The sequence below is a fragment of the Streptomyces sp. NPDC002324 genome, assembly GCF_053593335.1.
Window position 1 is genome coordinate 1 of sequence record NZ_JBSFCF010000001.1, and the last position, 24,597, is coordinate 24,597.

General features: G+C 67.2%; 19 protein-coding genes and 1 pseudogene. 11 read left to right on the forward strand and 9 right to left on the reverse strand.

Annotation, left to right across the window (positions count from 1 at the left end; translation table 11 throughout):
• Positions 1-245, reverse strand: a 245-nt coding sequence (locus ACWCRJ_RS00005) for a transposase (RefSeq protein WP_450937097.1), incomplete at its 3' end; no start/stop codon positions are given.
• A gap of 417 nt (positions 246-662) precedes the next feature.
• A complete protein-coding gene (locus ACWCRJ_RS00010; protein ID WP_450937098.1) occupies positions 663-794 on the reverse strand; it encodes a hypothetical protein in 132 nt (43 codons plus the stop codon).
• 218 nt (positions 795-1,012) lie between these two features.
• On the opposite strand from ACWCRJ_RS00010, the gene ACWCRJ_RS00015 reads away from it, so the two are divergent.
• The 3 genes from ACWCRJ_RS00015 (at position 1,013) to ACWCRJ_RS00025 (ending at position 3,698) form a co-directional block, all read left to right on the forward strand.
• Entirely contained in the window at positions 1,013-2,308 is a 1,296-nt protein-coding gene (locus ACWCRJ_RS00015; RefSeq protein ID WP_450937099.1) for a helix-turn-helix domain-containing protein, read from the forward strand.
• A 441-nt stretch (positions 2,309-2,749) separates the two neighbouring features.
• Positions 2,750-3,136 carry a hypothetical protein gene (locus ACWCRJ_RS00020; RefSeq protein WP_450937100.1) on the forward strand — a complete coding sequence of 129 codons (387 nt, stop codon included), beginning with the start codon at positions 2,750-2,752 and terminating at the stop codon, positions 3,134-3,136.
• 205 nt (positions 3,137-3,341) lie between these two features.
• Positions 3,342-3,698, forward strand: a complete 357-nt coding sequence (locus tag ACWCRJ_RS00025) for a hypothetical protein (RefSeq protein ID WP_450937575.1) — start codon at positions 3,342-3,344, stop codon at positions 3,696-3,698.
• A gap of 821 nt (positions 3,699-4,519) precedes the next feature.
• On the opposite strand, the gene ACWCRJ_RS00030 is transcribed toward ACWCRJ_RS00025, so the two are convergent.
• Entirely contained in the window at positions 4,520-5,146 is a 627-nt protein-coding gene (locus tag ACWCRJ_RS00030; protein WP_450937576.1) for a DUF6082 family protein, read from the reverse strand.
• Positions 5,147-5,392: 246 nt separating this feature from the next.
• Between ACWCRJ_RS00030 and ACWCRJ_RS00035 the strand changes: the two genes are divergently transcribed.
• The gene (locus ACWCRJ_RS00035) at positions 5,393-5,758 is read left to right on the forward strand and encodes a hypothetical protein (protein WP_450937101.1); all 366 of its coding nucleotides are present in this window, start codon (positions 5,393-5,395) and stop codon (positions 5,756-5,758) included.
• 357 nt (positions 5,759-6,115) lie between these two features.
• Here ACWCRJ_RS00035 and ACWCRJ_RS00040 read toward each other — a convergent pair.
• Positions 6,116-6,930 (reverse strand): annotated as a pseudogene (locus ACWCRJ_RS00040) (SDR family oxidoreductase).
• A 328-nt stretch (positions 6,931-7,258) separates the two neighbouring features.
• Between ACWCRJ_RS00040 and ACWCRJ_RS00045 the strand changes: the two are divergent.
• A complete protein-coding gene (locus ACWCRJ_RS00045) occupies positions 7,259-7,456 on the forward strand; it encodes a hypothetical protein (protein WP_450937102.1) in 198 nt (65 codons plus the stop codon).
• A 281-nt stretch (positions 7,457-7,737) separates the two neighbouring features.
• Here the strand turns inward: ACWCRJ_RS00045 and ACWCRJ_RS00050 are convergent, their stop codons facing one another.
• The 4 genes from ACWCRJ_RS00050 to ACWCRJ_RS00065 all read right to left on the reverse strand — a co-directional run bounded on the left by ACWCRJ_RS00050 (position 7,738) and on the right by ACWCRJ_RS00065 (position 13,462).
• Positions 7,738-8,385: a hypothetical protein gene (locus ACWCRJ_RS00050; protein ID WP_450937103.1), complete on the reverse strand. Its 648-nt coding sequence runs from the start codon at positions 8,383-8,385 to the stop codon at positions 7,738-7,740.
• 1,029 nt (positions 8,386-9,414) lie between these two features.
• A complete protein-coding gene (locus tag ACWCRJ_RS00055) occupies positions 9,415-10,743 on the reverse strand; it encodes an enolase C-terminal domain-like protein (RefSeq protein ID WP_450937577.1) in 1,329 nt (442 codons plus the stop codon).
• A gap of 58 nt (positions 10,744-10,801) precedes the next feature.
• Complete coding sequence (locus ACWCRJ_RS00060) at positions 10,802-12,139, reverse strand: gluconate:H+ symporter (RefSeq protein WP_450937104.1); 1,338 nt, start codon at positions 12,137-12,139, stop codon at positions 10,802-10,804.
• 363 nt (positions 12,140-12,502) lie between these two features.
• The gene (locus tag ACWCRJ_RS00065) at positions 12,503-13,462 is read right to left on the reverse strand and encodes a 5-dehydro-4-deoxyglucarate dehydratase (RefSeq protein ID WP_450937105.1); all 960 of its coding nucleotides are present in this window, start codon (positions 13,460-13,462) and stop codon (positions 12,503-12,505) included.
• A 107-nt stretch (positions 13,463-13,569) separates the two neighbouring features.
• Between ACWCRJ_RS00065 and ACWCRJ_RS00070 the strand changes: the two genes are divergently transcribed.
• The 6 genes from ACWCRJ_RS00070 to ACWCRJ_RS00095 all read left to right on the forward strand — a co-directional run bounded on the left by ACWCRJ_RS00070 (position 13,570) and on the right by ACWCRJ_RS00095 (position 23,697).
• Positions 13,570-14,367 carry an IclR family transcriptional regulator gene (locus ACWCRJ_RS00070; RefSeq protein WP_450937106.1) on the forward strand — a complete coding sequence of 266 codons (798 nt, stop codon included), beginning with the start codon at positions 13,570-13,572 and terminating at the stop codon, positions 14,365-14,367.
• A gap of 1,447 nt (positions 14,368-15,814) precedes the next feature.
• A complete protein-coding gene (locus ACWCRJ_RS00075) occupies positions 15,815-17,245 on the forward strand; it encodes a glycoside hydrolase family 43 protein (protein WP_450937107.1) in 1,431 nt (476 codons plus the stop codon).
• Between the two features lie 188 nt (positions 17,246-17,433).
• Positions 17,434-19,764 carry a family 43 glycosylhydrolase gene (locus tag ACWCRJ_RS00080; protein WP_450937578.1) on the forward strand — a complete coding sequence of 777 codons (2,331 nt, stop codon included), beginning with the start codon at positions 17,434-17,436 and terminating at the stop codon, positions 19,762-19,764.
• Between the two features lie 550 nt (positions 19,765-20,314).
• Positions 20,315-20,731 carry a hypothetical protein gene (locus ACWCRJ_RS00085; RefSeq protein WP_450937108.1) on the forward strand — a complete coding sequence of 139 codons (417 nt, stop codon included), beginning with the start codon at positions 20,315-20,317 and terminating at the stop codon, positions 20,729-20,731.
• A gap of 475 nt (positions 20,732-21,206) precedes the next feature.
• Positions 21,207-22,334: a DUF5937 family protein gene (locus ACWCRJ_RS00090; RefSeq protein WP_450937109.1), complete on the forward strand. Its 1,128-nt coding sequence runs from the start codon at positions 21,207-21,209 to the stop codon at positions 22,332-22,334.
• A 55-nt stretch (positions 22,335-22,389) separates the two neighbouring features.
• Positions 22,390-23,697, forward strand: a complete 1,308-nt coding sequence (locus ACWCRJ_RS00095) for an MFS transporter (RefSeq protein ID WP_450937110.1) — start codon at positions 22,390-22,392, stop codon at positions 23,695-23,697.
• A gap of 84 nt (positions 23,698-23,781) precedes the next feature.
• Here ACWCRJ_RS00095 and trhA read toward each other — a convergent pair whose 3' ends face one another.
• Positions 23,782-24,576: a PAQR family membrane homeostasis protein TrhA gene (gene trhA / locus ACWCRJ_RS00100; RefSeq protein ID WP_450937111.1), complete on the reverse strand. Its 795-nt coding sequence runs from the start codon at positions 24,574-24,576 to the stop codon at positions 23,782-23,784.
• Positions 24,577-24,597: the final 21 nt, after the last annotated feature.

A 24,597-nucleotide genomic window follows, 5' to 3' on the forward strand; every position in this document is an offset into this window, starting at 1 on the left:
GCGATCATGCCCTCCAGAAGAGCGGAGAAGACCCCGGCGTCCCGCCAGACGCGAAAGCGCCCGTAGACCGTCGGCCACGGTCCGAACTCGGAAGGCATCTCGCGCCACTGGGCGCTGGACCGAAACCGCCAGATCACCCCCTCGAACTGCTCCCGCAGCCGCTCGGGATACGGACCGTACTCGCCTATCGGCAGGTACGGCTCGATGAACTCCCACTGCTCGTCGGTGAGTTGCGTACGTGTCACACCCAGCGTCCTACCAGGTCCCACCCCCGCACGGGACCAGAACCCGAGAATGATCACGACCTCACACAGGCACTAGCAGGTCCGGCTCGATGAGTGGCGGCAGCGACGAGCGATTGCCCCTGGGGCCTCCTTGGGCCGTCCCTGGGCCGTCCGAGGTCGACCAACGCCGACAGTCGGCACCCACAGGTGACCACCCCCACCCCGCTGTGGCCTGGGCTACTGGAGTTGATCTGCGACACTGGGAGGGTTATGCCGAAGCCCGGAGAACTGGCGTACTGACGGGCGCAGAAGCCCTTCACCTGCAGGTTTCTCGTCAGTCGGCTGCATCTGGACCACCCAGACCGTCTGTGGGCCGTGGCCCTGATGGGGGACGGCTTCGGGGAGTCCCGCAAAGGGAACTCCCCGAGTACATGCGGCCTACTGCTCGTGATGCAGCAGGATGATGATCGCGGTGGTGATCAGCCGCACGACGACCGCGACGGCCGCCTTCCGCCAGAGACCGCCCACTTCGCGCTGCTGCGTCTCATTTCGGCGTGACTCTTCCTTCATGATGAGAATCCACCCCTTCGCCGCTAGAGTCCCTGTAACTCCCGGCACCGGGGGTATGTCCTACCTACGCTTGACCAATCGGCGTGTGCTGTACCGACCGCATGCCGTACTGCCTCGCTGGTACAGCGATCCCCGCCTCGTACTATCCGGCTGGTACGAAGTGCTGAGCATCTGATACGGCCCTGGTACTGAAACCGAAGTGGCGAAACTCTGTACACATGAGCGACGAATCGAAGAAGACTGCACGCTACATCAACGAGCCGTGGTGCCAGGAGCTGCGGGCTGTGGCCGCCACCATGACTCGCGCAGAACTCGCGGTCAACGCCCGTATGGCCAAGGCAAAGGTCCAAGAAATCCTCGGTGGGCATGCCAAGCCGACGATGGACGACGCTGCCCGTCTGGCAGAGGCGCTCAACTATCCCAAGCTGCGGCTCCTCGCGCTTCTTGGTTATTTGGAGGGCTTGTCGAACCTCCTCGCGTATCTTGACCAGATCGAGGAACAGGCTGAGCGGATAGAGCACTCCGCTAAGCGTCTGCCGGGAGATCCCCTTTCAGGGGCTACCCGCATTGCCAATACGGCCTTGATGGAAGGGAACTTCGAGGTCTCCATGCGTCCGATCTTTCTGGGCATTGGAGACCGCCGGCGGCACTACGCCGACCGTGTTGTCCTTCGGCCACTGCATGACGGGCCAGTGTCGGAGACTGCCCGCACGCGTGTCGAGGCGACCCTCTATGACGAACTTGCTTGGTTTGGAGCAGGATTCAACGAAGGATGGAAAGAAGGTACGGACGCCCTAACCATCAACGTGCCGCGCTTCGTCGCCCTCCGCCGAGGATCTGGCACGCCCTTGCCGGGCGCCCCTCGGTCCATCGCGGTCGTCGGAGGACACTGGGCAGGCTCAGCGGACGTTGCAAGCTTCATGGGTTACGCCTTCGACTACGACTACAGCCACGTCGCCTTCGTCGCTTCACGCGCCTTTTCGCGACTCACGCATCACTACAGTGACAGCTTTCGCGACCGCGACCGACTGGAAGTCGCGCGCACGTACGTCGAGGGTAGTGATCTCGGGCGGGTCCGTGTTTGGGCAGCCGACACGGGAGACTCCGAGGCTGTCGCAAGGATCATTGCTACTTCAGCTACTCGAAAGACGCCGCTGGTGGTGCACTTGCGTCCCACTGATGACCTACTCGAATGGACAGCCCACGTTAGAAGTTCACGGCGCCACACTTCTGCTTCCGTGGGGAAAGATCTCCGTGCCCTGCACGAGGCGCGCCGCAATACGGACGAGGCTTTGCGCCCCGTGGCACCCAAGACTCTTGTGCTGCCAGCTTCCCTTCCTTCAGGTGCACGAGTCATGTCCTCTGGAGAGGTGGTCGATGCACCGGATGAGTTTTTCGTCATGTGGGCTTCACTGGCGGAGCAGGCGATCAGGAGGATGCACGACCAATTCCGCCTGCCATTCCGCCTCGAAGCAGCTCTGGAGCGCCTAAATGATGCAAAGATCCAGGTTTGAGTAGTGCATGCAGCATTGCCGGGCCCTCTGCTCTGAAGCAGTGGGCCCCAGTTTGTGGAGCACTGCCAGTGACGCACGTCGAACTAATCCGCTCTTGGCTTGACGGCGTTAGGTGCGCGTACACCCGCAGTGTCAGCCCTTCTCGGCTGACGTGCGCTGACCCCGCGCCCCGGGAGCCGCACCGGCTGAGTGTCTAACTGCGTGACAACGTCGACGAACAACGGCGGACGAGCGCGGACGTCTGCAGACGGTCAGCGCAGGTGCAGGCCCCACCAGCCCAAGGCGGCACGCCCGCCCAAGTTGCTTCGGGACGAAGAGGTCATCGCCGAAAGCGACACTGCTACACGTCCGCCGTCGCACGTTCCCAAGCTGAGGTCCCGCCAGGACACCGAAGCTGGTCACTCCTACATCAAGGCCGACGCCGTCATGGACGATGACCGCATGCGTTACTTCAACGGGACAGGCTGGCTCGCGATCTTCACCGGCACGGATACGATGATCGGTCGGACAGTGCGAGTGGACGCCTGGGACGAGACGACGGGCGTCGCGCTTGTGGTCGATCCCGAACGCGGTACCCGCCGCCCGGTGACGGACTACCCGGACCTCTCCCACCTGGAACAGGCCGACCAGGTTGTGGCAGCCATCCCAGGAGGCGGCTGGCGCGCGTACTGGAAGGACGAGGGACCCGACAACGGCCCGTTGACCGAGCAGGTGCTCGCATGGCTGGTCACGTCCAAGGGCCGAGCCACCCCGATCACCGTCGATGCCCATGGGCACGTTGACGACGCTGAGAGCGCCGATCGCCTCATCCCACCTGGTGAGGAGTGAAACAGCCTCCCCGCGCCGCCGTCTCATTTCCGTCTCATTCAGCCCTGTTCACAGCCGTTCAGGGGAGGCCACGCATCAGACTCGCCGCACAGATCAGCCGCCCATGAACGCAGGTGAACGCTCCTGCACACGACCCCTCACCCCACCACCACAGTTGGAAAGCGTGTTGGGTGGTGTGCGCCGAGGAAGAAGCTGGTTCGTGCCGATGTCAGAGGCCGATGAGAGTGTGTCGGCCATGGAGACACCCATTGCCCCTGGGAGCGGGGATGAGGAGCAGGCTGTCATCGCACACTTCCGGCTCGCCAGTGACGGTTTCGGCGAGGCCGACCAGCGGGAGCTGGTCTACGAAGCCGAGCAGGCGATGGCGGCCGCGGCCGAGGCAGCCGACGTTGGAGAGGTCGACGGCAACGAGTTCGGTGGGGGCGAAGCAGTCGTGTACGCCTACGGACCGGATGCCGATGCTCTTTTCAAGGTCATGGAGCCGACTCTGCGCGGTCTACCGTTCCGGCCGGCGCACGTCGTTCTCAGGCGAGGCGACGGCGAGTCTCGCCTGGACCTGTAAGCCCGGCCCAGCGGCCATAGGCGAACCGGGCAAGATAGAGACGAGGCGCACCACTAGCGCACCAGATCAGGCGGGGAACAGCGGGGAACCACGGTGAAGCAGCCGAGCCCTACGAGGCCACAGCTCGGCCGTTCGCCCAGGTCAGCACCCGAACCCGCCTCGAAGGCTCGCAGCTTCCCGAGCTGATGGCTCAGGTGTCGTCGATGCGGCCCGACTGTCGAGGCATGCGCTGACGACAGGCGATTCGTGGCTGAGCCTGGTTACAGCTCTGCCATAAAACGCTTGAGATGCGGTGGAGTATTTACACGCGGACAATCAGTTCATGAGGTCCGAGAATGTTCGAGCCCCGCGGTGGACATGGCGTGCGGCAGGTTCGGTGGCGCTCCTGCTGTGCTTCGCGACCGCGTGTGGTGGTAGCGACTCTCCGAGCGAGACGCCCACGCCAACGAAGACTGTCACAGATGCCGTTGAGACGCCTGTAGAGGTCGAAAAGTCGGTTGAGCAAGCGGCCCTACCAGACATGGTGGGTGAGGTGCTGCAAGATGCGCAGGACAGTGCGCAAGCGAACGGGTTCTATCGTCTCGACTCAACTGACGCTACGGGTGCAGGGAGGTACCAAGTCCTGGATCGCAACTGGGTTGTCTGTTTTCAGACACCAGAGCCCGGGACACATCCTATTGATGTCATGGTCAGCTTCGACGTAGTCAAGATCGACGAGACCTGTCCTTGATGCAGAGGATGCCGAAACTAGCTCTCGGATCAGATCAACCTCGTACACCACTTCGCTGGAAGCAATCGATCAGGGATCGGCTGATCAGCACTCAGGGCTGCTCAGGCAAGAAGTAGTCAGAGGTCAACACGGCTGGGCCAGCGGCCTGCGCTTGATCAAAGGCCTGATCCAGTATGCGGATGAATCTGCGGCTTCGACGCCCGTGGCTCATGGTCACCCGCCAGCCAGCAGCCCACATGGTCCAGTACTCCCGACCGATCTCCCCTTGAAAGAGACGGCTCGCGTTGGCTTTTAACACCGCATCAGCCGCTGCTCCCCTGGCTAGGGTGAACTCCGAGTGCCAGAAACTAAGGATCATATTCGTGTAGGTGAACTGCCTCCACCTCACAGGCGTAAGTCGTTCACGCGCCGGCCCCCAACACACCCGGAGTTCACGGTCGTCCAAGGCGAGCGACAGAAGGGCTCTGTGCGTGGAGTTTCTCGTCTCCTCGTGGCTCACCCGTGCTTGGCGAGCCTGATAAGTGAGAGACGCAACGGCTCCGAGCAGGGCTGCAGCTGTCAGCGGTGCCGCGATTGCGGCGTAGGTTTGGCTGATGTCGCTCAGTTCCGCCCAGTTCATTCCTCGCGGCGCAGTCAAGCGCAGTAGGAAGGGGGTCACGATGACAGCAGCCAAGCTCAGGGCCCCAAGCAGAAGCCACGATCCCCACCGTAACAGCATGTAACGCACGTTCTCCCCCTCGACTTATGCGTGTAGTTCGGTATGTTCCCGGAGCCTGTTGCACGGAACAAGGCCGCCCAACGCGCCCTGAGAGATCTGTGCAACCGAGCGTGACAATCCAGGGTTTTCCATACAGCCACCACCAGGCCGACACAGTTCGAAGAGTGCGCGGCAGCGGCACTGTCTGATCCTGGGCTTACGGTTCAGGACATGGCAATCAGACCATCAGCACGTTGGCGTGCGCGTGTGGACGAAGAGGCAGCAAAGATTGCGGCGGGGACACAGGAGCCGGGCGATGCCTTCCTGTCGGAGCTCTTCCCCGGGTCGCTCCTGGCGGCGACGGACGGAGCCCTGCGCACGTTCGAGCTGGATGTGGACGTGCTCCGGGGTCAGGACGACGAGCGGGCATTCGAAGCGATCAAGCGTGTCGTGGTGGCGCTGAACGAGATCAACGAGGACCACGACGGCGCCGGCTACGAAACCGATGAGCGTGAACAGCTGTGCCTCTACATCGATCAGACCTTGACCGAGCACGGCATCGACGTTCCCGCTCTGGCGGCGAGGCGAGGCATCAGCCGCACCGAGATCACTGATGACTGGCGGGACTGGTAGCCGTTGCTGTACCGCAACGAAGTACGGCAACCTCAGCCCTCAGCAGCGACCACCACCGGCCCTCACGACTCTCCCCGCAGCCTGCATGCCCTCCAATGACCGGTCCCTATAGAGCTAGGGATTCAGATGTTGCTCCTACGCAAGCACCTTCAAGACGCCGCAGCGGTGAGTGTCCAACTGCGTGACAACGCCGATGAACACCGGCAGACGGCTGCGAACGTCAGCGGACCTTCAGCGCAGGTGAGTGCCACGGCAGGCTTCGGTGGAGCCCTCAACCGAGTTACTTCGGGACGAAGAGGTCCGCGTGTAAGGACTGCCGCTAGGTCAGTTGGAGCAGCTTGAAACGATGCGGCCGTCTCAGCGGAGGAACTCGTGGGCGCCGCGGAGCCTGGCCTGCAACCGCTCCTGCGTTGCTCGGCTGTCGAGGCGTACGTCGAGGGCCCCGGGCAGGTTGGTGTCGGCTCGTCGTCCGGCAGGCAGTTGGGCATGGTCGAGTCCTTGATTCCGGGCGATGAGGACACCGAGATCGTGGCGGCTCAGGGCATCCGGCCCGGCGAGGTGGAACACGCCGGCTGCGTCGGACAGTGCGAGCTCCCACAAGGCTGCGGCCAGGTCTTCGACATGTACTGGGCACCGGATGTCGTCGGTGAACAGGACCCCGTCGCGAGTGCCGGCTGCCAGGGCATGCACCGTCCGCTCGTGCCCGGACTTGCCGTGTCCGAGGATCAGTGAGGTGCGGGCGACGACGGCATCTGGCAGCAGCAGTCGCACTGCCGTCTCTGCGGCGGCCTTTGCGGCGCCGTAGGGCGTGACCGGGTCGGGCAGGCTGCTCTCGTCGTAGCAGACGTGCGTACCGGAGAACACCGCGTCGCTGGAGACGTGGGCCAGGCGACAGCCTTGCTCGGCAGCAGCCAGCGCTAAGCGGATCGAGCCGTCAGCGGTGACCGCCCAGACTGGCCACTGGACGCGTTGACGACGACCGACGGGGTAACGTCGGCGATCAACCTGGCGATACGCGCAGGATCCCGGACATCGAGCCGATGCCAGGCGACACCCGAGGTTGTGCCGGGTCGGGAAGTGAATGTCGCGGCCGTTTCGTGCCCCGTCGCGATAGCACGGCGGACCAGTTCAGTTCCCAGAAAGCCACTGCCGCCGATAATCAGGACCGTCATGGGCTGCCACGGTAGCGAAGGGAGATCGACGCCAGGTCTACGCCTGGCGGGGCGGGTCCCGGCATCGCCTGTGCTGCTCGCGATGATCGAGCGCTCCAAGCCGCAGATCACGTACTGGCCCACCTTCAAGGCAGCCGAGTACGACCAGGCGGAGCGGCTGCGCTGAGCGCTGCGGTACAGCAGCGAAGTACAGCAACCACCGTGGCTGCAGCCGACTGGCACCAGCCATCAATGGCCCACCGACCAGCTCACCAGACTCCAATGACTTCACCGCCGAGAGTTCGGGACGAAGAGGTCGTGCCACCCAGGACAGCCGTAGGGTGAGGGCGTGCGAAACGACCGACACGACGAGTCTCTCTCCGACGAGGAGCTGGAACTCTTCCTGCAGTACCTCCATCGTTTCGCCAACCACGACGTCGATCAGTTCGTGATGATGGAAGTAGGCGACCCCGACCACCCGTGCTACCTGAACCTGTCCCGGGCTCCGGCACCCGGAACCGACCCTGCCGCCTACCGTCGCCCGTAGCCGCACCGGCGGGGCACCTGACATCCATGGCTGACATCAACAGCAACGGACGCCAGCAATTCCGGGCGGTCGTAGACGTCAGCTCCAGCCTCGCAGCAGCGGACCGCTGAGGGCGTCGGATCGAACTCTTAAAGCGGTGCTCAGCCAGCCGTGGACTATCCGTGGACTCGTCCCGCCTGATCTGCCAGGTGCAGGGGCGTGACCTGCGGCGTTGCCCAAGTCCCAAGGGGCCTCCGGAGCCGTGTGCGAGACGGTGGTCGTTCCGTGGGCAAGCCGTGCGGTTACTCGAAAGGTGGAGCAGCTGCCACCAACATGCCGCTGATCGAGCCCGCATCGGCGGCGACTTTCGTGGGGTCGACGCTGTTTTCCTCTGCGACCGTCGTCGCCCAGCAATCCCCCCAGGTCGCCGCCCAGTCGCCGGCCAGGTCGCTGTCAGGGGCGAGATCCTCGGGCTTGCCCGTGATGCCGTAGGCGTCGAGGAGTCGTCGCTCGACTCCGAACGGCTCACCCAGGGCGAGCTCCGGGTACTCACTGATCCAACGTCTGAGGATCCGTCCGCGTTCGGCGATCAGCCACGCCTCCCCGTCGTTCTGCTCGCTGTGGAAGAAGAGCTGGGCTTTGCCGAAGTGCGCGCTCAATTTTCGGCACAGGTCAGTGACGTGCGCTGTCTGCTGCGGATAGGACAGGCCGAAGTACGGTCCGACGACCAGGGTCCACCCCTGCACGGGCGGGGTGACGACGACTGTGGAGAACGGCTCCTCCTCGTCGTGTGCCACCTCGTCGATGAGTTCCACGCCATCGGCCCAGGTGGTCTCCCGCGCATCCATCAAGCCAAGGGTCTTCACCAACTCCGCTTGATCCACGGTCGCGACCGCGAGCCATGAGAGCCAGCAGGCGCGTATGAGTGGTGTGGAATCAGACGTCCCCATGACCCGCATCGTAGGGGCGTACGAGTGGGATTCGCGCAGCAGGCCAGATGCTGGCGAGGCACCGGCCGGACGTGCCAGATGCGTGCCAGATCTCGCGGAGAACCACGGGGAACAGCGGGGACCAAGTCTGCAACCGCTCGGAAGCGGTTCAAGTTCCGTCGCAGGTCAGAGCAGTAATCGCTTGCAGAACACCTGAGCTTCCCAAGCTGAGAGCGCGAGTTCGATTCTCGTCACCCGCTCCATGAGCAGGCCCAGGTCATAGACCTGGGCCTTCTTGCTGTGCTCTGTGCTCTTTCGCCACGTGCCGGATTCGGGCCAGTACGTTGATCGGCAGGATCGATCGGCTGTCTCCGGTTCCGGCACGGCCGCAACTTGCCGGCGTGCCTTGCGTACGGTCGCGTCGAGGCCGGCTGCAACTTCCTGCTGCCGGTCGTCGTCGGAGTGCTGGTAGATCAGTGATCGGATGCGTGCCGGGCGATAGCCCAGAGGTCGGCATCGTCGTGGAGGACGGCCAATCCGTGGTGGGCCGCCGTAGCGGCGATGGTGAGGTCCACCGCCGAAGCACCGCAATGCTCCCCAGCCTGGGCCCTACGGTGGTGCGCCGCGCTGATCCAGCGCCCCGCGTTCTTCGGCACCGAGTCGTCGGGGTATGGACACGTGGGGGCGGGGCTGTCCCTGGGCCGTCCGAAGCCGCTCAACAGCGGCCAAGAACGACCACAGGACGTACGGACCCACCGCTGCTGAGCAGGAAAACCCAGCTCACCAGGATCACCGCCAAGAATCAGGGCAAGAAGAAGTCCCGCACTACGCAACGGGGGTTCTTTGCAGTTCAGACCGGTGAGCGGGTGCCGCACCACAAGGGCGGCATCCTTGCGATGCCGTTCGTGGTCGCGGCGTCGGCAGATCATCGCGGCGTTCTCACGGGCCGGCGCGCCACCATGGCCTTGGACGGCGCCCGATGGGGCCTGGCGGGTTTTGCGACCCCGCGAGCCAGGTGGCGTACCGACGGGAGGGTGCTCGATCAGTCGTCTACCGCACCAGGCAGGGACGCTTGCTGTCGAACTCCCAGTCAGGGATGAGGCGTTGCATGGTGACGGCATCGTCGCGTGCCCCCAACGCCTTCTTCCGGTAGAGGTCGTGGGCCGCGAGGAGCCGGTCCATGTCGAGGTGGACGCCCAGCCCCGGGCCGTCCGGGACGGCGATCTCACCACCGACGATGCGCGGTGGGGCAGTGGTGAGCCGTTCCAGCCCTTCCTGCCAGATCCAGTGGGTGTCCAGGGCGTTGTACTCCCCCGGGGCCGCGGCGCCACAGTGGGTCACCATGGCCAGGGAGATGTCGAAGTGGTTGTTGGAGTGGCAGCCCCAGGTCAGACCCATCGCGTTGCACAGCTGCGCCACACGCACAGAGCCTTGCATCGTCCAGAAGTGGGGGTCGGCCAGCGGGATGGAGACCGACTGGAGGGCCAGGGCATGGGTCATCTGGCGCCAGTCGGTGGCGATCATGTTGGTCGCGGTGGGCAGGCCGGTGGCGCGGCGGAACTCGGCGAGGATCTCCCGTCCGGAGTAGCCGCCCTCGGCTCCGCAGGGGTCCTCGGCGTAGGCGAGCGTGCCGACCAGGGGCCGGCACAGCTCGATCGCCTCGCTCAGTGACCACGCGCCGTTCGGGTCGAGGGTGATCCGGGCCTCGGGAAAGCGGTCCTTGAGGGCGCGTACGGCCACCACCTCCTCGGCACCCTCCAGGACTCCCCCCTTGAGCTTGAAGTCCCGGAACCCGTAGAGATCGAAGGCCGCCTCGGCCTGACGGACGATCGCCTCCGGCGACAGGGCCTCCTCGTGCCGGAGCCGGTACCACTCCTCGGGCGAGTCCGGTTCGCGGACGTACTCCAGGTCGGTCCGGTCCGGGTCGCCGACGTAGAAGAGATAGCCCAACACCCTTACTGAGTCCCGCTGTTGGCCGTCTCCCAGCAGCGCGGCGACGGGCACGTCAAGGTGTTGCCCGAGGAGGTCGAGCAGCGCCGACTCGACAGCGGTGACCGTGTGGACGGTGGTCCGCAGGTCGAAGGTCTGCGCGCCCCGTCCGCCTGCGTCGCGGTCGGCGAACCGGTCGCCGATCTCGCGCAGGACGCGCTTGTAGTCGCCCACCTTCACCCCGACGACGAGCGACTCGGCGTCACGCAGCGTCTGGGTGATCTTCTCCCCGCCGGGTACTTCGCCCAGTCCGGTACGTCCTTCGGAGTCGGTGAGGACGACGATGTTGCGGGTGAAGTAGGGGCCGTGGGCGCCGGAGAGGTTGAGTTCCATGCTGTCCCGGCCGGCGACCGGGTAGACGGAGAACGCCGTGACGGTCGGCTGTCCGATGCTCATCGGGTGTCCTTCTGCGGTGAGATGGGTCGTGTGTGGGATCGGAGGTTCTGGTTCAGAGGCTGAGGACGTCGAGGGCCCACTCGGCCACCAGGACGCCGCCCAGGCCAAGCACGGCGAGCACCGTCGTATAGGTGGTACGAACCTTGATCGCCTCGATGACGGAGAGGTTGAAGTACTCCTTGAACAGCCAGAATCCGGGGTCGTTAACGTGGGAGCACGCGATGGAACCGCAGGCGACGGCAAGCACCATCATCTCCGGGTGGGCCCCGCTGCCCGCCAGAAGCGGCAGCACCACGCCGGAGGCCGTGACGACGGCGACCGTCGCCGAGCCGAGCGCTATGCGGAGGATGACAGCGACGAGCCAGGCGAGGACGATCGGCGAGATGGACCAGCCGTCCGTGACGTCCTTGATGTAGTCGGAGATCCCGCCTTCGACGAGTACGTTCTTGAAGGCCCCGCCGGCGCCGATCACCAGGAGGATCATCGCCATCGCCTGGGCCGCCGAGGTGCAGGAGGCGCCGACGTCCTCCAGACTCCGGCCGATCCGTGGCCCGAACGCCCAGACCGCCAGGCACAGGGTCAGCAGCAGCGCGATCGGTGCCGAACCGATGAAGGCGACGAAGTGCACCAGCGGGCTCTCGGTGGAGGCGGCCATCTCGGTCACGGCGGCGGCCACGATCAGTACCACGGGGAAGAGCGCCACGAACAGCGACCAGCCCAGTCCGGGCATCTCCTCGTCGGTGAACTCGCGCTCGCTGACCAGGCCCTTGGGGATGGAGGGGTTCATCGCCTGGATGAACGGAAGGCGAGGCCAGGTCAGGGCGATGAGCGCGCCGGCGGGAACGGCGATGAACAGACCGTAGAAGAGCGTCAGCCCGACGGAGGCGTGGAAGGTCGCGGCGACGGCGGTGGGGCCGGGGTGCGGCGGCAGGAAGCTGTGCATGGTGGACAGCGCGATGGACATCGGCAGACCGACCCACAGCAGCTTCGCCCCGGTGACCCTGACCAGGGTGAACGCGATCGGCACGATGATGATGAAAGCGACCTCGTAGAACATGGTCACGCCGATCAGCATGGACGTGACCACCATGGCCACCTGGACCCACCGCGGGCCGAAGGCGTCCAGGAGCTTGCCGGCTATCCGCTGCGCGGCGCCGGAGTCGCCCATCACCCGCCCGACCATGGCGCCGAGTCCGATGGTGAGCATGGTGTCACCGATCTGGCCCCCGATGCCTTCGGAGAGGACGTCCGGGATGGTGGCCACCGGGATGCCCCGGACCAGTGCGACGCCTACCGCCACGAGCAGCAGGGCCGCGAAGCCGTTCAGTCTCAGCCTGGTCATGAGGAGAAGCAGGATCACAACGCTGATCCCGACTACGAGGAGAGGCATGGCAGTTCCCCTTTGAACTGTTGAGTGAGCAGTCGCAGGCGCCGCCGAGTGCGGGGGCGGCCCGATCGGTGTACGGCGTGACGGACGCACGCTCCGGGGGAGCGGTAGGGCGCTGTCGCGTGGCTCGCGGCAGGGGTGTGGTGCGGGCGGCGCGGTACGGCGGCTGTGGCCGTACCCGGCCCACGGAAGGAGCGAGGAAAGTCGGTGAGGTGGCGGCCCCAGGGCTCCTCGGGACCGCTGGCTTCTCGGATCCGGTCCGGTCCGGTCCGGTCCGGTCCGGTCCGGTCCGGGACACGGGTCATCCTGCGGGCACGACGCTCACCCGCGGGTTCGTCGGGCGGGCAGGAGTGGTGCCCCGGTTCGTCAAGCGGTCCGTCGTACGGTGCCGACCAGGCTCAGGCCGTGGTCCAGCACCTTCTCCAGGTCGGCGAGGTCGATCGGGCCGGGGTCGATGAGCGGAGCCCGCACCGGGCCGACCGGGAAGCCGCGCAGCCGGGCGGCGGCCTTGACCAGGGAGACGGCGTAGCCCGGCACCCGGTCACGTAGTTCGACCAGTGGGACGTAGAACTCGCGCAGGAACTTGGTCACGCCCGCGTCGTCTCCGTCCCGCAGCGCGGCGAAGAAGGCGTTCGCTATCTCGGGTGCGAAGGCGTGGACGGCGGAGGAGTAGGCGGGTACGCCGACGGTGGCGTAGGCGCGGGCCTGGATCTCGGCGGTGGCGGCGCCGTTGAAGAAGAGGAAGCCGTCGGGCGCGGCGAGCGTGAGGCGCTGGAGCCGGTCGAGGTCGCTGTGGCCGTCCTTCAGGCCGACGACGGTGGGGATCCGCGCGACCCGGCGCAGGCTGTCGGCGGTGAAGGCGACCTGGCCGCGCTGGTAGACGATGAGTGGCAGCCGGGTGCCTTCGGCGATCCGACGCACCTGCTCCACCAGGCCGTCCTGCGGGGCCCCGACCAGGTAGTGGGGCAATACCAGCGCGGCGTCCGCGCCGGCTTCCTCCGCGATACGGGCGAAGCGCAGCGCCTGGGCCCAGCCGTAGCCGATGCCCGCCACCACCGGCAACCGTCCGTCGGCGACCTCGACCGTGGTCCGCACGACCGCCCGGTACTCGTCCTCGTCCAGTGAGAAGAACTCTCCGGTCCCGCAGGCCGGGAACACCGCGCCGGGTGCGGTGGCCAACCGGTCGGCCAGGTAGGCCCGGTAGGCCTCCAGGTCGAGGCTGCCGTCGGTCCGGAAGCTCGTGAGGGGGAAGGACAGCACCCCGCTCGTCATTCCGTCACGGAGTCGCTGGGCGAGCCCTGCGACCTCCACGCTGATCCCTGCCATAATCCCATCCCTGTATATAGATGACGTCTACGTATGCAGATGGAGGTTAGATGGGTCAACGGGGTGGGTCAACGGGGTGGGCGGACTCGGAGTGAGGCGGATCTACGATGGGGTCCGTGTCAGAGTCGAAAGGTGTCCGTGGTGTGAAGTCGGCGGCCCGGACCGTCGCGCTGCTGGAACTGCTCGCCGCGCGGGGTGAGCGGCCCTCGCGCCTGGACCAGCTCGCGGAGGACCTGGGTGTGCCGCGCAGCAGCATGTACCAGTTGCTCCAGACCCTGGTCGACTGCGGTTGGGTCCGCACCGACGCCACCGGCTCCCTCTACGGCATCGGCATTCGCGCACTGCTCACCGGCACCAGCTATCTCGACGGCGACCGGCGCGTCCGTGCGGTCCGCCCGTATCTCGACGAGGCGTCGGACGCGCTCGGCGAGACGATCCACATGGCACGGCTCGACGGCTCGGACGTCGTCTACCTCGCCACCCGCGAGTCCCACGAATACCTGCGCACCATCAGCCGGGTCGGCCGCCGCGTCCCGGCCCATGCCGGCGCCCTCGGCAAGGCGCTGCTCGCCGAGCGCCCCGACGACGAACTGCCGCTCGCGGACGGGCCCTTGACTGCCCTCACGGAGAACACACGTACCGACCGTGCCGCACTGCTCGCCGACCTGGCCGAGGTGCGCGAGCGCGGCTACTCCATCGACCGCGAGGAGACGGTGACCGGTATCGCCGGCTTCGGCTTCGCCCTGCGGTACGACGCACCGGCCACCGACGCCATAAGCTGCTCGGTCCCGGTGGCCAGGCTGACCCGGGAACACGAGGCCCGCATCGTCTCCGTGATGCGGGAGGTACGAGCGAAGATCGAAGCCCACCTGCCGCCCGTCGCGGGCATACCCGACTGGCGCTGAGGCTGCGGGTACGTTCGGGACCTCGTCGGCAAGAGCCGAGAAGCAGCGGTCACGCTCCGCCGGCCCCAGACCGCCCCCTTCGGAACCGATGCCGGCAGGCGGCTCCCCACCGGCCGCGATGGCGCCGCCGAACGACACAGGCCGAGGCCGTGCCCCATGCGTGCCCGCAAGAACGGACAGGCACGGTCAACAGCGGTGCTCAGACCGCTCACGCTGCCGACGGAGGAGCCGCCGGTGAAGACAGTGGTGCCGTTCGCCTTGATGACGGACTGGGAGCCACCGTAGGTGGGCACACCGACCAGGGCCGTCGTGCCACGGCACCCTCACGTGTACCGCGCCTCCAGGACGTAGAACTCCACGCAGGGGCCGGCATCGCCGGTGACCGTGCTCGTGTCGCCGGTGGTAGAGGGGAAACGTCCAGAACGACCACGCCGAGGCGAGCATCTGGTTGGGCAGCTCGGCGGTCCAGATGGCCGAGGGCATCGGGGAGTAGCGCGTCCCGGTGTCCTTCTGCCAGGAAGCCGGCTGCGAGATGGCCTTCTCGCCGAGGGTGTGGGGCTTGGTGCCGAAGGTGTTGAAACCTTCCCTCAGCCGGCTGACCACATCGCCCCACCACTGGGCGCGTTCGCGGGCCGGGCAGTCCATGCAGGTGTCCCGCATGTTGACGTTCATGGTGCGGGCGACCTTGGGTCCACAGGGTGTCCAGGGAGGCGTCGTTACCGGCGAACGACCCGCCGAAGTCCGTGTCGTACCCGGACTCCCGGTACGTGAGATCCACGATCGTCCCGCCCGCGGGGATGGTCGCGGACTCCTGTGCGGGACCGGCGGGGAGGGCGGCGAACGGGGCGGCAATCCGGAGGCCGGAAGGAATGGAAGTATCGGTTCAGCGTCTTTGAATCGTTTCAATAATGGGGTCGCAGGCGCGCCTTTTTGTCCTGATCTCGCCGCCGCCTGATGGTTGCGCAGCAGGAATTCCCGCGAGCCATCCGAACACACAAGGAGGTCTCCGCAGTTCAAGGGGATGAGCCAGGCGAGTACCCACCGCCGCGACCGGTCACGGGTGCGAACGCGGGAAACCGAACTGGCCAGTTCCATTGACGTACCTCTGACCGACATCTATCTTCTGCTCGAACTTGCGAACAATGTTCGATTTTTCGAACCATGGCCGTCAAAGGAGACAGCCCGTGTTGCGCATCCGTCTCCGGCGCACTTCTGAGTCGGCTCCTCCGCCGGCCGTCCCCGCCGTCTTCGTCACCCGTCCCGCCACCGCAGGGCCTCCGGTCGCTGCCGGGCTCACGCGGAAACCCAGGTTCGGCGGTCACTGACCGGCATGACGCGGCGTCCCACGTCGCGCGGGAACAGCCCTGCCCCGACGGTACGGAGGCCGGGTTTCACCCTCGACCCCACCAGCACCTGATCAGTGCACTCCACAAAGACAGGAACCAATATGCCCGCGGTTCTCTCCAGGCTGGCGGCGATATTCGTCGCCGCCTGCGTGCTCTTCACCGCCCAGGTCGTGACCACACCTCAACGGGCCGCCGCCGCCGATCCGGGTTACCTGATGACGCACTTCATCGGGGAGGGGGCGACCGGTCAGCAGATGTACTTCTCGTACAGCGCGGACGGGCTGAACTGGACCGACCTCAACGGTGGGGGGATGACCCTGCGCTCCACCGTGGGCACGCGAGGGGTGCGTGACCCCGCTCTGGTCCGCTCGCCCGACGGCAGCAAGTACTGGATCATCGCGACCGACCTGTGCATCGGCTGCGGACAGTCGTGGGGGGACTCGACCTCCAACGGCAGCCGCAACCTCGTGGTGTGGGAGTCGAGTGACCTGGTCACCTGGTCTCAGCCGTGGCTGCTCAATGTCGCCGGCGCCATCCCCGACGGGCGCAACGCATGGGCACCGGAGGCCATCTGGGACCCGGCCACCAACGACTACGTCCTGTACTGGGCCACCAACGCGACCCTCAACGGCGTACTGAAGCACCGCATCTACTACGCACGCACCTCCGACTTCCACACCATCACGACCCCGCAGATCTACATCGACCGCCCCGGCACCCAGGGCATCATCGACACCCAGATCGTCGAGGTCCCGTCCGGCGTCGGCAACTACCGCTACGTACGCGCCTCCGGCGACGGCCAGATCACGATCGAGGGCAGCAACTCGATCCTCGGCACCTGGACCAGCCTCGGCAACCTCTCCGGCATCGGCCTGACCGGCTCCCAGGTCGAGGGCCCGATGTGGATGAAGTTCCGCGACCGCAACGAGTGGACCCTCTACCTCGACCAGTACGCGGCCGGCAAGGGATACATGCCGGTCACGACGACCAACCCGTCCGCCACCGGCACCTACAAGCTCCCGACGTCGGGCACCTACTCCCTGGGCGGGACGAAGAAGCGCCACGGCTCGATCCTGAACCTGACGGCCGCCGAGGACGCCCGGATCACGGCGCGCTGGGCCAACGTCCCGGCCAAGCGGCTGCAGTCCTTCAACTTCCAGGACCGCTACGTACGGCACACCAACTTCGATGTGCGCATCGACCAGAACATCACCAACGACGACGCCAAGTTCCGCCCGCGCCCCGGCCTGGCCGGCTCCGGCACCGTCTCCTTCGAGTCGGTCAACTTCCCCGGCTACTACCTGCGCAGCGACGGAGCCGACTTCCAGCTCGTCTACAACGACGGCACCACCCAGTTCGCCGAGGACGCCACCTTCCGCCAGGTCGCCGGGCTCGCCGACTCGACCTGGTCGTCGTTCCAGTCGTACAACCACCCCGACCGGTACATCCGCCACTACGCGTTCCAGCTGAAGCTCGAAACGATCACCACCGCGACGGGACGCAGCGACGCCACCTTCCGTCTGACGAGCTGACCCGACCCGGATGCCGGCGCCCTCGGGCGACCCCCCTGCCGCCCGCCCGTGATCGGGAAAGGCGCCGGCATCCCACCCGCGAGCGCAAGCGACACCAGATGTATCCCGGCGGGACGCGGTGCCTCGGCCGAGGCACCGCGTCCCGCTCCTCAGGCATGTCTTCTTCAGGGATGTGAACCATGCACAGCGTGAAACCTCAGGGCCTCCGGAGATTCCGGCCCGGCGCCCCGGCCCGGGCGGGGGCCGCCGTGGCCGTCGCCTCACTCCTCATGGGCCTTGCCGGCCCGGCGGCCCCCGCCCAGGCGGCGGAGATCACCGACGGCCTGGCTCTCTGGTACAAACTCGACGCCACCTCGGGCACCGTGGCGGTGGACTCCTCGGGCAACGGCAGGAACGGTACCGTCAACGGCACCGCGGGCTGGTCGGGCAACGGACAGGGGCTGACGTTCAACGGATCCGACACCTACGTCAAGGTGCCGGACAACATCATGAGCGGCATGAACTCGATCACCGTCTCGATGGACGTGCAGATCGACGCCACCCAGGCCACGCCGTACTTCCTCTTCGGCTTCGGCAACACCGCGAGCAGCGGCGCCGGCAACGGGTACCTCTTCGCCACCGGCAATTCGTTCAGGGCCGCGATCGCCTCCGGGAACTCGTCCACCGAGCAGAACACCCGGACCTCCGCCGCGCTGCAGCGCTCGGTCTGGAAGCACGTCACCTACACCCAGACCGGCACCACGGGCGTTCTCTACGAGGACGGGGTGGAGAAGGCCCGCAACACGTCGGTCACCCTCACCCCCGGTTCCATCGGGTCCGGCATCACCACGGCCAACCACATAGGCAAGTCGGTCTACGCCAGTGACAAGCTCTTCAAGGGCAAGATCCGTGACTTCCGCGTCTACGACCGCGCGCTGTCCCCCGGCGAGGTTCTCGATGTCAGCGGGAACACCACCGGCATCGGCGCGGCCACCCACCCCGACCTGAAGATCGACGCCATCGTCGACGACGCGACCGGCAAAATCACCCTCCCACTGACCGAGGGCACCGACCTCACCACGCTCGCCCCGCAGTTCACCATCGCCCAGGGCGCGACCATCAGCCCGGCCTCCGGCACCCCGCGCGACTTCACCAGCCCCGTGACGTACGAGGTCACCGGCTCGGGCGGCGAGAAGCGCACCTGGACGGTCTCGGCCCTGGTCATGAGGAGTCCGGTCCTGCCGGGACTCACCGCCGATCCGAACATCGTCCGGTTCGGCGACACCTTCTACCTGTACCCGACCACCGACGGCTTCGCGGGCTGGAGCGGCACGAAGTTCAAGGCGTACTCCTCCAAGGACCTGGTCCACTGGACGGACCACGGCGTCGTCCTGGACCTCGGACCCGACGTCAGCTGGGCCGACACCCGGGCCTGGGCCCCGACGGCGACCGAGAAGAACGGCAAGTACTACTTCTACTACTCCGCCGACACGAACATCGGCGTCGCGGTCTCCGACTCGCCCACCGGCCCCTTCACCGACCCCCTGGGCAAGCCGCTGATCGCCCGCGGCGCCTTCAGCGGCCAGATGATCGACCCGGCGGTCTTCACCGACGACGACGGGAAAAGGTACCTCTACTGGGGCAACGGCCGGGCGTACGTCGTCCCGCTGGGCGACGACATGGTCTCCTTCGACGCCTCCAAGGTCACCGACATCACCCCCAGCGGCTACAACGAGGGCACCTTCGTCATCAAGCGCAAGGGCACCTACTACTTCATGTGGTCGGAGAACGACACCCGGGACGAGAACTACCGGGTCGCCTACGCCACCGGCTCCTCACCCACCGGTCCCTGGACCAAGCGAGGCGTGATCCTCGAAAAGGACCTCACGCTCGGCATCAAGGGCCCGGGCCACCACTCCGTCGTCCAGGTGCCGGGCACCGACGACTGGTACATCGCCTACCACCGCTTCGCCATCCCCGGCGGTGACGGCACCCACCGCGAAACCACCATCGACAAGCTGGAGTTCGACTCAGGCGACCTGATCAAGAAGGTCGCGCCCACCTTGAGCAGCATCGACCCGGTCTCCGTCGGCACCGTCCTGCCGACGCACACCAACCGCTCGCTCCAGTCGGTCAACTTCCCCGGCCGCTACGCCGCCGTCCGCTCCGACAACCTCGCCTACCTCGACCCGGTCACCTCCTCCAGCAGCCCGACGGTCAAGCAGAGCGCCACCTTCACCATCGTCCCCGGCCTGGCCGACCCCACCTGCTACTCGTTCCGCGACTCGTTTGGCCGCTACCTGCGCCACAAGGACTTCCGGGTCCGCGCCGACGCGAGCAACGGCACGGCCGTCTTCACCAAGGACGCCACCTTCTGCGCCCGGCCGGGCTCGGTCACCGGCTCGTTCGGCCTGGAGTCGTACAACTACCCCGGCCGCTACCTCCGCCACTACAACTACGAGCTGCGCATCGACACCTTCCAGGACACCACCACGTTCCGCGCCGACAGTTCCTTCAAGGCGGTCAACCCCTGGGCCTGACCGACCCCCTGCCCCGACAAAAGGGCGGCGCCCCGGCTGGGGTGCCGCCCTGTCGTTCCGCCCGGTCGGGCAGGTGGAGACCACGACGGGACTCGAACCCGCGTGACTCGCTTCGCAGGTCTGTCGGTGCTGGTCAGGGCGTGATCCGGATACGGTCACCCATCTCCGCCCCGAGTGGTTCGGCCGCCGCTGAGCCCTCCCTCGTGTGCTCTTGCAAGGGCGCCCTTCCGCCTGGGCTCTCGGCCGCCTCATCGGAACGCATGCTCCCAGGCCAGAAGCCACCCGGCATCCCAAGCGCCGTCGCTTCCCAAGCCGAGAGCGCGAGTTCGATTCTCGTCACCCGCTCCACGCGAAACCCCCAGGCCAGCGACCCGGGGGTTCTTCGTTGTCTAGACCGGTGGGCGGGTGCGCACCACAACCGCACCATAAGGACTCAGCTAGGCCGTTTCGTTCGGTCACCGAACCCTTGGTATGTGAGGGCGCTCGCCGAATGCGGCGCCGCCGGCGGCCTCTGTAGCCTGGCGGCGCTGTACGTCGGGGGGAGCTGACCGTGGAGAACATCCTGTCCGTGGCCATCGGGGCCGCTATCGGCCTCATAGGGGCGGTGTTCGGTTCGTGGTTCACCGCGCACCGGCAGGACCGCATGTGGCTCCGCGAGCAGAAACTCAAAGCCGGGATCAGCTTCAACACGGCCGTAGTTCAGCTGCTGGACTACCTGAAGGAAACACAGCTGAGTGACGACGGTCCCGGAGCCAACGAGTTGGCGAACCAGATGCAGGAAGCACGCTCAGCCCTCTACTTGCTCTGTGCCAGCGACACCGTCGATCTCGCCGATGCTCTCGCGCGCCGGGTCTGGAGCACCCGGCCCACCGGCGGCAGGGACGACCGCCGGGCCGAGTTCCGAGAGACGTTGGACCTCCTGCGTCGCTTCACCCACCAGCTCCGGCAGGAAATCGCCAGATCGTAGTCCCCATTGGATCTTCGTGGTCAGTCCGCCGGGGGACCGTCCGATGGCGTGGTCGTCGGGCTCGCCGGCCGGGGCAAAACGGAACTGCCCAGGTACCGGTGGCCTCCTCCTCGCGGTGCGCGGAGTCGCCCGGGAGGTTCTTCGCACGCTCGGCGCGCACCGTCAGCCGGAACGGCAACGTCCCCAGCAGGTCATCCAAGTCGTCTTCCAACCGGGCTGTACTCCAAGCCGAGTCGGCGAAGCTGTCCTCATACTCGGGCAGCCAGTGACGTAATTGCGCCACCGTGAGCGGATGCCGGGCGATCAGGAACGACTCGACCCGTACTTCTCGCACCGGCCGGGCTCGACAGCACCGGCGAAGAACCCTGACCGACGCCGTCCCGCACACGCTCACGACATCGGTGTAGGCCGAAGGCTGAGAACGCGGCGCGGCGCGGCTCCCGTCGCGGATGCCGTGAGGCAAGGATGACGGGTCATGACGATCGTGTTCCGGGTCCCCGCCGGTGGTGCGGAGCGGGTGGGGTTCGCCTACTCGCCGACGATGGAAGCCGTACTGAGTCTTCATGTGCTGGTGGAGCCCAAGCACCACCCCGTCCAGCACGGCTGGGTGCGTGCGATGCGCAAGCTGTCCCCGGCGCTCAAGCGGGAGATCGAGGCGTTCTCCTACGCGGTCCGCTCGTACTTCCCCGAGTTTCTCTTTCCGCAGCCGACCGGCGGACTGGCGGACTTCGAAGACGAACTGGCCGGCTTGCGCGGGGCGGATCCGGAGCTGGTCCGCCTGGAGTTCGCCGTCCCCCTGCTCACGCCCTGGCCGGGCGGCGGCAAGGGCAGGGATCCGCACGTGCTGGACGAACCGGAGGTACGCGAGCTGTTGCGGGAGCGCCTCGCACGGGAAAGCGACGAAGCGATGGCCGCGATGCTTCTCGACGATCCCCGCGCGTTGCTCGAACGGTTCCTGAGCATGCTGGAGCGCTACTGGCGGGAGGCGTTCGAGGAGGAATGGGCACGGCTCGAACCCGAACTCGCCGCCGGCGTCAGTGAGGCCGGACACCAGATCGAGCAGCGCGGGCTGTACGGGATGCTCCGTGGCCTGTGGCCGGAGGTGCGCAGCGACCGGCAGGCCGAACGCTTCTGGCTGGAGCGGCCGCACGACCACGAGGTCGCCATCGGCCCGGACGACACGCTCGTACTCGCCCCCAGCGCCTATGTGTGGCCGCACGTGCGCGTCAACTGCGACGGTCCGTGGCCCCTCGGTCTCGTCTTCCCCGTCTCCTCGATCGCCCGGGAAGCCCGCCCGAGGATTCCGCCGACCAGGCTCGTCGGCACCCTTCGCGCGCTCGCCGACGACACCCGGCTGCGCGCCCTGCGACTGCTCGCCGAACGCCCGCGCAGCACGCAGGAGTTGGCCCCGCTCGTCGGTGTCAGCGAGGCCGCCCTGTCCAAGCACCTGCGCGTCCTGGCGGACGCGGGTCTGCTGGAGCGCCGCCGCGAGGGCTATTACGTCCTGTACCGGCTCGCGCCCGGACAGGTGGCGGGCCTGACCCCCAGCCTGGAGAGCTTCCTCCACGGCGCCGGCGACGGCGAGGTGACTGCGCACGACTGATTAGCCATCTGCCTAATAAGTGGATCAGGGGCCGACGGGCCCCGACAGTGGCCGCATGTCACTGCTGAAGGACCGCAACTTCCTGCTTCTCTTCGCCGGTCAGGGCATCTCACGCTTCGGCGACGGCCTGTACACCGCCGCGACCGCCTGGCTGGCTTGGTCACTGACGAAGGACCCCACGGCCGTCGCCCTGGTCAGTGTCTCCGCGTTCGCGCCCGCGTTCGTGGCCACCTTCGTCGTCGCCTCGTACGCCGACCGCCGCGACCGCCGGAAGCTGATGATCGCCACCGACCTGGCCCGGGTCGCCGTGGTGGCCGTGGCTCTGGTCCTGCTCTCCCTCGACCTGCTGAACCTGCCGCTGCTCGTGGCGACCACGGCGCTGCTGGCGCTGATCGGCGCCCCGTTCGCCCCGGCCCGCAACGCCATCGTCCCGCAGATCGTGCCGGACGACTGCCTCCAGCAGGCCAACGGACTGCTGCAAGTCGCCTTCCGGGCCGCCTTCTTCGTCGGCCCGCTGATGCTCGCGCCGCTGCTGGCATTCGGCTCGCTGCAGTCGGCGCTGGTGGTGAACGGACTCACCTTCCTGGGCTCGGCGGCCGCCGTGGCCGCCATCCGCGTGACCCGCCCCGCACCGACCAGCGGTCAGACGGGGCTGTGGTCCGATCTCAGCGCCGGGCTCAGGGCCGTGCGGGCCGCTCCCGACGTACTCGTGGTCATAGTGACCTTCGTGCTCGCCCTCGCCCTGACCAACGGTTTCCTGACCGTCGGGCTTGTCGCGGTCGTGGGACAGGGCGGCCAGTACGGCCTGCTGCTCGGCGTCGCCGGGGTCGCCGAGGTGGTGGGCGCCCTGCTCCTGGCCGGCCTGCGCATCCGCAGGCTCGCACTGGCCGCGGTGCTGGCGTGGGCCCTGCTCGGGATCTTCCGGGCTCCGCTGGGAACGGTCACCTCCCCCGCCGTGGCGGCGGTTCTCCTGACCGCGACGGGGCTGGCCTCGGCCCTCACGGACATTCCCTTGATCGCACTGGTGCAGCAGCGCATACCGAGCCGTCATCTGGCGAAGGCGCTTGGCCTGTGGGAGGCCGGGGTGGCAGGAGCTCTGGCGATCTCCCCCTTTGTGGCCTCGACCGCCATCACCCTCGCCGGCGTCGCGAACGCCTTCCTGCTCTCGGGAGCCGCCGTTGTCGTCCTGGCCGTGACAGCCACGCTCACCCTCGCATGCGTCGGCGCACGGCAGCCCGGTCGGGAGCCCTTCGCCACGGCCGACGGCACGGCAAGCGTCGCGGCGCCGGAAGAGACAGCGGTGCGCCGGCATCGGTTCCACAGGCGGGCGAAGCCTCATACGACCGTTCTACGGCGCAGGTGACGGCTCCGCGACCCCCGCCAGTCTCGCCCACCGTGTGCGGTCGGGGCCCCCGAGTCATGTGCTTGGGGCTGCCTCCGACCGCGGTCATGTGGCTGCCAGCAGGATGGCCGTGTAGTGCGCGGTGAAGGCGGCGATGGTCAGGGCGTGGAAGACCTCGTGGAAGCCGAACCAGGCCGGTGAGGGGTCGGGGCGCTTGAGTCCGTAGACGACGGCGCCCGCGGTGTAGAGCAGACCGCCGGCGATGACGAGTACGACGACGGCGGTGCCGCCGGTGCGTGCGAAGTCGGGCAGGTTGAAGACGGCGACCCAGCCCAGCGCGATGTAGCACGGGGTGTACAGCCACCGGGGAGCCCCGATCCACAGGACGCGGAAGGCGATGCCGGCCAGGGCACCCGCCCACACCACGGCCAGCAGCACCCGCTGTTGACCCGCGGGCAGCAGGAGTACCGCCAGCGGGGTGTAGGTGCCGGCGATGATCAGGAAGATGTTCGCGTGGTCCAGCCGCCGCAGGACCGCCTCCCCGCGCGGACCCCATGTTCCGCGGTGGTAGACCCCACTGGTGCCGAACAGCAGACAGGCCGACAGCGCGTACACCGAGCAGGCCGCCACTGCCGCCGCCGAGCGCGAGACGGCGATCAGGACGATGCCGCCGGCCAGAGACAGGGGGAACACGCCGGCGTGCAGCCAGCCGCGCATCCTCGGCTTCAGCACGGCCGCCGCGCGCTCCACCCCGCCTTCCAGACCGACGGCGGCAGCCAGGCGGCCGGTTGGGCCGACAGGCGCGTCGACCGCGGGGGTGCGCGGGGCGTCGGGAGTGGTGCCGGGGCGGGCCTGGGGACAGCGCCCGTGGTCCGGCGGCTGAGTGTCTTCGGCGATCATGCACTCGTATTCTGAAATCGG